We start from the raw sequence: 1,824 nt of genomic DNA on the forward strand, positions 1-1,824 counted from the left end.
CGGCGGCCGTGCCCAGGGTGAGAGCGAGCAGGGCGAACGCGCCGGTCGCGGACCGGTCCGCACCGCCGAGGACGGCGTCGACGGCCCCGGCGAGGACGGCGGGCAGCGCGAGCGTGCCGGCGGCCTCGACGGGCAGCGCGAGGCCCAGGACGAGGGTCGGTCCGTCGAGTGGGCGGGGCAAGTGAGAACTCCTACAGGAGAGTTGAGGGAAAAGGACGGCGCCGTCCCGCCTGTCCGGACAGGCGGGACGGCGCCCGTGGGTCATCGGAGGACCCTGGCGCTGCCGTGATCAGTTGATGGTGAAGATCAGACAGGTCAGGATGAGGCAGGTGTACTGGCAGCCGGCGCCGTGGCCGGTCAGCTCGACGGACTCGCTCTCCGGCAGCTCCTGGAGCGCCGCGAGGTCGGTCTCGAAGTCCACCATGTTCTCCATGATCTGTTCCTCCCCTTGGGTGTGCGCCCGCCGCGATCTGCCTGCGGGCGCCGGGTATCGCCCCCGGGCGGCTCGGTCCGCCGCGCCGGGGTGGTGCCCCGGGCCGTGCGGCCCGGGAGTCTGTGGGGTGTCGTGTGCGGGGCGTGCCGCGGCCGGTCAGCCCGGCCGGCCGGTACGCAGGAAGGCGGCCAGCAACTCGTGCAGGACGGCCGCGCCCTCCTCGGCCAGCACCTCGTGCCCGGACCCGGCCGCCTCGACGTACCGGAAGTCCGCGCCCTCGGCCCGGCCGATCCGCAGCAACTCGTGCCGCAGTGAACGGGATTGGCTCACCGGCACGACCTCGTCCCGGTTGCCGTGCACCACGAGCAGCGGGGCACTCAAGCGGTGCGCGAGCTGGAGCACGTCGCGCGGCCCACGGGCGTCCACGATGTGCTCGCCGCCGCCCAGCCGGGTGGTCAACGCCCGTACGGGGGGCGCCGCTTCGGCCAGCAGCCGGGCGCCGGACAGGAACGGTGCGACCACCGCGCAGCGCGCCACGTGCTCGGCCGGTGCGTGCGCCGCCGCCCGCAGCGCGAGGAACGCGCCGTAGCTGACGCCGAACAGGGACGGCGGCTCCAGACCGAGCGCCGCGCGCTGCCCCGCGAGGCCGTCCAGCAGGTAGAGGACGTCGTCGAGGTCGGGACCGCCCCAGGCGCCGCGGATCGCCATCGCGTGCGCCACTCCGTACCCGGTGGAGCCGCGCTGGTTGGGCGCGACCACGGCCAGGCCGTCGGCGGCCATCCGTTGCAGGGCCGGGTCGAACTCCAGCCGCCAGGCGTCCGCCGGCCCGCCGTGCAGCGCCAGGACGAGGTGCGGGCTGCTCAGCCAGGCGTCACCGCCGTACACGACGGCCTCCAACGGTCCGGCCGGGCCCGCGAGTTCGAGGCTCTGCGCGGGCTGCCAGCGACCGCCGTCACCGGGCTGCGTGCTGCCGTCCAGCCGCCAACCAGCGGGCTCTGTACGGGAGATGCGCGCGCCACCAGGGTGCCACGGCAGCACCGTGTCCCGCCACGGGCCGGGCAAACCCGAACCCAGCGGCGCCAGTTGGAGCGGCAACGGCATCGGTCCGGACACCGGGGACGCCGGTCCGTGCGCCAGCAGCGCGTCCACGTCCAGCGCCGCCAGCGCCGCCGGGTGATCGGGCGCCGAGTACGGCATCCGCAGCCCCGCCGCCCCCCAGTGCGCGACCGCGCCGAGCCGGCCCGGCGGCAGCGGCAGCGGGTCCAGTCGGCCCGCCGCGGGCCGCCACAGCGCCACTGCCGACCCCGCCCCGTGGTCGATCTGCACCGCCACCCGCGGCCCGTCCGCCGCCTGCCGCAGCGCCACCGGCCGCAGGAACATCCCCGTGACGT

General features: G+C 76.1%; 3 protein-coding genes. All 3 read right to left on the reverse strand.

Going from position 1 to position 1,824, the window contains the following annotated elements; all coding sequences use genetic code 11:
- A partial coding sequence (locus tag AB0O00_RS37665) for a hypothetical protein (protein WP_363659198.1) occupies positions 1-181 on the reverse strand: 181 nt, incomplete at its 3' end.
- A 108-nt stretch (positions 182-289) separates the two neighbouring features.
- Entirely contained in the window at positions 290-433 is a 144-nt protein-coding gene (locus tag AB0O00_RS37670; RefSeq protein WP_363659199.1) for a VenA family class IV lanthipeptide, read from the reverse strand.
- Positions 434-589: 156 nt separating this feature from the next.
- Positions 590-1,824: alpha/beta fold hydrolase (locus tag AB0O00_RS37675; protein ID WP_363659200.1), on the reverse strand; the 1,235-nt coding region annotated here is incomplete at its 5' end.

It is taken from the genome of Kitasatospora sp. NPDC093558 (genome assembly GCF_040683475.1).
Lineage (GTDB): Bacteria > Actinomycetota > Actinomycetes > Streptomycetales > Streptomycetaceae > Kitasatospora.